5 protein-coding genes are annotated in these 6,043 nt (G+C 58.6%); 3 read left to right on the plus strand and 2 right to left on the minus strand.

Annotation, left to right across the window (positions count from 1 at the left end; genetic code table 11):
• Positions 1–28 precede the first annotated feature (28 nt).
• A complete protein-coding gene (locus tag LPA36_RS14215; RefSeq protein ID WP_228877456.1) occupies positions 29–1,396 on the minus strand; it encodes a hypothetical protein in 1,368 nt (455 codons plus the stop codon).
• A gap of 501 nt (positions 1,397–1,897) precedes the next feature.
• The gene (locus tag LPA36_RS14220) at positions 1,898–3,601 is read right to left on the minus strand and encodes a hypothetical protein (protein WP_228877458.1); all 1,704 of its coding nucleotides are present in this window, start codon (positions 3,599–3,601) and stop codon (positions 1,898–1,900) included.
• 444 nt (positions 3,602–4,045) lie between these two features.
• Here LPA36_RS14220 and LPA36_RS14225 point away from each other — a divergent pair, with 444 nt between their 5' ends.
• From LPA36_RS14225 to LPA36_RS14235, 3 genes are read left to right on the plus strand one after another with little or no spacing between them, the layout of a single operon-like run.
• Positions 4,046–4,522, plus strand: coding sequence for a helix-turn-helix domain-containing protein (locus tag LPA36_RS14225; protein WP_228877464.1), 477 nt, complete (start codon positions 4,046–4,048; stop codon positions 4,520–4,522).
• Positions 4,519–5,799, plus strand: coding sequence for a type II toxin-antitoxin system HipA family toxin (locus LPA36_RS14230; RefSeq protein WP_228877466.1), 1,281 nt, complete (start codon positions 4,519–4,521; stop codon positions 5,797–5,799). The genes LPA36_RS14225 and LPA36_RS14230 overlap by 4 nt, the downstream gene beginning before the upstream one ends.
• A gap of 45 nt (positions 5,800–5,844) precedes the next feature.
• Positions 5,845–5,937: a type I restriction-modification system subunit M N-terminal domain-containing protein gene (locus LPA36_RS14235; RefSeq protein ID WP_228877467.1), complete on the plus strand. Its 93-nt coding sequence runs from the start codon at positions 5,845–5,847 to the stop codon at positions 5,935–5,937.
• The last annotated feature ends 106 nt before the right edge of the window (positions 5,938–6,043 follow it).

The raw sequence follows: 6,043 nt of genomic DNA on the forward strand, positions 1-6,043 counted from the left end.
CCCTTTCGGGGCAGCGTTCTATGCCGGCTTAGTCGTCGACCGCCCGCTCCGGCGGTGGCAGAACCCAGCCATCGGACTGTAGGGTGTTGAGTACGTCGTTATACTTATCGGTACAACGCATACGACGAATGTGTTGATAAAAGCGATTCCGTGCGTCAGTGGTCGGCAGGTCAGCAGGCGCCGCGTTACGGAGCACTCCGAGAAGAAGCGTATCCGTCTCAGCAGCATCCCAGTTCTGCCCGTTGCCGGTGATCGCATCGAGGAGTTGGTCAAGCTGTTCGCTGCTGAGGCGGCCGGCGAACGGCGTGATGAGGTCTCTAAAGTTCGCCTCTGATCCGCGCCAGCTACCGGAATCCTGATATTCTCCGACCGCCGTGAGCCACAGGGCGGCAAGCGGCTGCGAGGCTATCGCATCGGCTAACTGCTGCCGAGTGAGCCCGGCGATTAGTGCCAACACCGCGTCGCGGAATTGCGGAACGGCCGCTCCCGCTAGGATACTGTAATCAGTGATCGCTGCGGGGTCGGCATTATCAATGGTCGCCTGCAGGGCTGTTCGCGTCGGCTCTTGAAGCGGCTGCCAGAAGTCCGGAAACGCGGCGATGAAGGCGATCGCGCGAGGCCGATTGGGCGGCTCGAGGTTGTCTATCAGCCTGACGATTGCCAAAGAGACGTCCGGCCAAGCGTGAGCCGCGCGGTCGCGTACCGCGAGCAGCGAGGGAATGATCTTGCGATGGAGCGCTTCCCATTGTGCTGGCACGCCCTTGAGAAGAGATTTTGCGAGCACCATGCCAAAGTTGCGGACGTTCTGAGCACGGACGCGCGCGAGGTAGCGTTGCTCGACGTAGTCGAGGATGCGGTCGTGGACCGTAGGAAAGCCCGGCGACTGTACATCGATGTCATAGAGGTCGAAGATCGCCTTGCCCTGCAGGGGTTCCTGCGACAGCACAAGATCTACCGCATTGACAAGGTGAAGTCGCACCAACTCGGGAGATGGTTCGAATAGATCGGCCTCGGCTGAGAACGCTGGGTGCGCGCAAAGATGCCTATCTTCCCGAAGGCGGTCCAAATGAGTTCGAGCGATGCGATTGACGACCTGAGTGTTGGCCGTTGCATCTTCGAGGATGCCTCCCTCAAGCTGAAGCAGCTTGGCGATGTCGCCTGCGGTAGTCGCGTTATCCCAAGACTGAAGAAATGCAGTCGCGGCCGCGTCGCCCATGGCGCTTAGCTCACGGTACTTGGCGATCAGATCATAGACTAGAGCGACCCAGGCGGAGGTAAGCGCGCCACGCAACGCGCCCGCTTTATAGGCTTTCACGGCGTCAAGAAAGTACACCTTCGACTGGGCGTGACGAATTCGCGTGATGAGTATGTCGAGATCTATGAATCCAGTGTCCACGGTTATGGCTCTATAAGGGTGTATGAAATATGGAGAAGCGATAAAACCCAAGATGCTGGACGCGCCTTTCTACACTCGCAGCATCAGTCTGCCCCTACCTTTCAAGGCGAACGCGAAGACGCCTTGCTCGCTCGCGGAATGCAGCTTCCCCTCCTTCTAGAATGTCACAGACCGCCTTGCGAATGTCCGCATTTTCCAGTCCGCCAGCTTGGTACGTGATCGGAGGAAGTCCGCCAGTAGGGTGCGGCCCCCAGTTGAAAAGAGGGACGGCCCGCGCTGTCGTGCTCCGCATCGAGCCTTGCTGCGCGGGTCTCGCCTCCATTCGGGCTTCCATCGCTGACGCCTCCGGCCCGGATAGTGGTGAGTCGCCTGTCCAGCCGTCTTTCCCGACTTCATTGCCTTGTCCCCGACTGTAGCTCGCTACCGGGTGCCGTCAAGGCGCGCCCGGCCGTGCCGCACGCGTCATAGCGGCGATTGCTGGACTCAGCTCAACGTACCTGGTCACATGCTCATCCCGTGTTCCGGCCCGTCGCGGTCACGTGATAGGTGACGGTTCTTCTCCTTAACCTTCGCCATGGCTTTCACGCTGTCGAGGTAGTGTTCATGAACCTTCGTCCGCAGCTCCATGACACGCGGCTCGTCGGCGATTGCGATAACGTGAAGGTACTTGGGCAAATGGCGAGCGTCACCATTACCTAATGCAGCGAATGCTTCTTCGACTGTATCGAAGGATTGGCCGACTTGTGAATCGGGATTGCACAGCCCAAAGCTGACGAAGCTGGCCCAGTCCCAACCCATCGTGCGCACGTTCAGAGGCAGATGGACGGCGTCGATGTCTTTGCCGAATTGCGTGACCTTGTCCGCCAATTCATGCGCTGTGCATACCGAGGGCGCCGGTGCCATCACGGGATAGGTTGACTGGTGATAGAACAGGTAAAAGCCAGCGCTCGGGCGCCTAGACAATTTTGAGAGCTGTCCTGCATGACTGCCGACGTCCGCTATGCCATGCTTGCTCTTTTTCGCCTGGAACAAGGCGATTTTTTTGCAAGCCAGATCACCGATATTAAGGTCCACGATCAGTCCGATGTCTGCGCCAAGCCGGGTTTCCTCGATAGTGCTGGCAATTTCTAGGGTACCAAGGTACGACCGAACTTCGGGATAACCGAACTCTCGGATTCGCTCAGTGGCCCATCCGGCGAGCCATCGGTCTATTTGAGCGGTTACTTTTCCGGTGAAAACGTCCTCGTGAGCATCAGACTCAGACGCTGCGTCGGCAACCCATTGGCCACATTGATACATGGCCCAATAGATGGCCCAGAGGGCATCCGTACGGAATCGTTGGGGATCGGCGAGAAGTGCAGAAAGTACCTGCCATTGATCGGCCGGGTGGGCGTGGGCGGTCAGAGCGGCAGTCGTCTGCTTTCGTAGTGTGGGAGCAGCGAGTTGAATCGAGTGTTGGGCAATCTCGGTGTAGGCGCCTGAGGCAGCCATGCCCGCGTATTGGTGGTACGCCTTGCTTCGCAATGCGTTCGCCTCGCGATGCCATTGTTCATAGAGCGAATCCGTCGGCCGGCGCTGGAATACCAACGTCGACAGCCAAGCTGTCGCACGATTGATATCGTTGTTTTCCACGAGGGTGGCCAATCGTCGGAACCGCTCAGAAAAATCTTGGGCCAGCCAGCCGCTGTCGCGTGCGGCGCGTATCGCGTCTACAGCCGTGCGATGTAACTGATCGATGGCCGACTGCTCAATCTTGAGGAGATCCTTTTGACGATTCAGCCCCGGCAGCCGGGTGTGCTCAGAGTCAACTCGGTGATTGTGGTTGGCGATACGCGTGTTTCGCGCCGCCTTCGTTTCGGGCGCATCAAACGCTGCCTCTGCGATTTCGTGAGCAGACCGTGCGCGTTTGACCGCTCGCCAGTGCTTTAAGGTCTCGATCGGTGTTCGCAGACCGCCAAATCCGTCCGTTTTACGGATCTCCGCCAAAAGTCGCTCTGCTTGCGTAAGCGAGGCCAGACTTTCGGCAAGGGCCTTCGAGCGCTCTTCGCCTTCGCTTAGGCGAGTCAAAGTTTCGATGCGGTCGATATCGTGCCCCACCAGGGCGATGCGTGTTGTCAGATCCTTCGCCTTGGAGGTTAGGAGGCGTTCTAAGTCGTTGGCGAGTTCGGTTAGGTCCTTGGATTCGCTTGCATGGCTCAATGTCACAGACTCTCCTAAGATGGGACGATTGAATTGTCGTGTCACCCCAACGATTTATGAAGGACGGGGATTGCCCGCTGAGCGGCAACGGTCTGGCACATCTTATATATCGGCGCCGACAACAAATTTCTTCAGGGGCGCACGGGATGGCTGCTACAGGCAGCTTGGTCACTTATCGCAGCACCGGAGTGAATCAGGCACGCGGGGGCGCTGGTATGATGATCACAGATTGATGATGGTGTCGCTGGAGTCGTCGCCTCGCAAATTGCTCCGTCTCCCACGCCAGCAAAGGCTGTACACGGTTGACGGTAAAAGCGACGGTAAAGGCTTATGTCGATCAGAACCAAATCCTTTAACGATGCGGGTTCGGGCGGTCTGTTGATGATCGAGTGGGAATAAAAGCATAATATTCTTTCCATTTTGGCCGACTAGAGTAGTAATATTGCTCTCATGGCCAAAAAAACCGCTCCCTTGCTACCCGGTACCGAGCTGCGCTTGCAGCAGCTCGGGGAGCGTTTACGCTTGGGGCGCTTGCGCCGGCGCCTGACCGGCAAGCAGGTCGCGGAACGGGCGGGAATGACGCCAGTCACATTGCGGAGTTTGGAGAAGGGCAGTTCCGGGGTCACGATGGGCGCATATCTGGCCGTCATGCAGGTATTGGGCGCTGACAAAGACCTGGATCTCCTGCTGAAGGACGACCCCCTCGGCCGAAGCCTGCAGGATGCAGCACTGCCAGGGCAGTCGCGCGCCACAAAGCAAATTTCACCCCCGGCGCCAAGGCGTCGAGCCTCCACGCCTGCTCCCTCCGAAAAGACAGAGTCCTCTGGCGCGAGCAATTGGACGGCAGATGACACGTTCGTCAGTGCCGACAACCTGGCCACCCTCATCAAGATTTCCAGGCCGGACAAGAAGGGGCCGGCGAGATGAGCAACGGGCTTATTGCCGTCTATGGGGATTGGGACGGCCTTGCCGAGCCTCTAAGGTTGGGCAGGCTTTACACGCATCCTGCTGCCGCCCAGGAAGTCTTCGAATACGAATTCGACGGTGAAGTGCTGAATCGGCCAGATATGGTCGGTCTCAAGCTCGACCCGCGGCTCGGTTGGTTCGCGGGCCGACAATATCCGCCACAGGGACAGGAAACGTTTGGTGCATTCAGTGACGCCAGCCCGGATCGATGGGGGCGCCTGTTGATGCGCCGGCGGCTGGAGCGAGCGCAGCGCGCCGGCCGGGTCGACCCCAAGGCGCGGCTTTATGAATCGGACTACCTGATGGGCGTTCACGACGTATATCGCGTCGGTGCGCTGCGCTTCAGGCGTGACGACAAAGGCCCGTTTCTGGACGATCAGCACGACATTGCAGGGCCTCCGTTCGTGCAATTGCGCGCGCTAGAGGCCGCAAGCCTGGCCCTCGAGCGCGATGAAGACAATACGGCAAGCGAAGCCGACGAATGGCTGCGCATGCTGATCGCCCCCGGCGGTTCACTAGGGGGCGCACGTCCAAAGGCCAGCGTGGTTGATCCAGCAGGACACCTTTGGATCGCCAAGTTTCCCAGTGTGCGGGACGACTATGACGTGGGAGCCTGGGAAATGGTGGTGTACACCCTGGCCAGGGCCTGCGGGCTTGACGTGCCCGATGCGCTGGTCCGGCGGTTCGGCAGTGCTCACCACACCTTCCTGGTTAAACGGTTCGATCGTACGTCGCAGGGTCGGCGGCTGCACTTTGCTTCCGCGATGAACCTGACTGGCCATCAGGATGGTGACGACGCCTCGACAGGTGTCAGCTACCTGGAAATCGCGCAGCTGTTGATGACCGACGGCGCGAGCACCGATGCCGATCTGCGAGAGCTGTGGTCGCGCATTGTCTTCAATCTGCTCGTGTCCAATACGGACGATCATCTGCGCAACCACGGTTTCTTGCTGGAACCGGGACGGGGGTGGGCGCTTTCTCCAGCATTCGATATGAACCCGGTACCCCGCGCCCACGGGCTGAAACTCAATATCAGCGAGTCGGACAACGCGATGGATCTGGAGCTGGCACAGTCCGTTGCGCCTTACTTCAGAGTTTCCGTTGAGCAGGCCGAAGAAATTATTTCAAACCAGATTCATGTTGTTTCGCAGTGGCAGACGATCGCCGGTTCTCTTTCAATTTCCCACAGAGAACAGCAGCAGATGGAAGCTGCCTTTCGTCTTGCCGTGCATGCATAAGTAACGGCCAGATCAATACTATTCAATATATTTTCCGGATTTTTAATGCCTCTGACTCTGCCCCAACTGGAGCGCCACCTGTTCAAAGCCGCCGATATCCTGCGTGGCAAGATGGACGCCTCGGAGTTCAAGGGGTAGTCCCCCCGTTTTTAACGGGGCTCAGAAGTAGAGGTCATGCCGCGATGGGCAACTTCTGTTTCGGCGGTACGCCACCAATGGCCGTGTTCGGCCGCTCGTGATTGTA

The organism is Paraburkholderia saeva (genome assembly GCF_907164555.1).
Lineage (GTDB): Bacteria > Pseudomonadota > Gammaproteobacteria > Burkholderiales > Burkholderiaceae > Paraburkholderia > Paraburkholderia saeva.

Bases quoted from the DNA above. Each gene is read 5' to 3' on its own strand.
- LPA36_RS14235 (WP_228877467.1), top strand. From the start codon at position 5,845: ATGCCTCTGACTCTGCCCCAACTGGAGCGCCACCTGTTCAAAGCCGCC.
- LPA36_RS14230 (WP_228877466.1), top strand. From the start codon at position 4,519: ATGAGCAACGGGCTTATTGCCGTCTATGGGGATTGGGACGGCCTTGCC.
- LPA36_RS14225 (WP_228877464.1), top strand. From the start codon at position 4,046: ATGGCCAAAAAAACCGCTCCCTTGCTACCCGGTACCGAGCTGCGCTTG.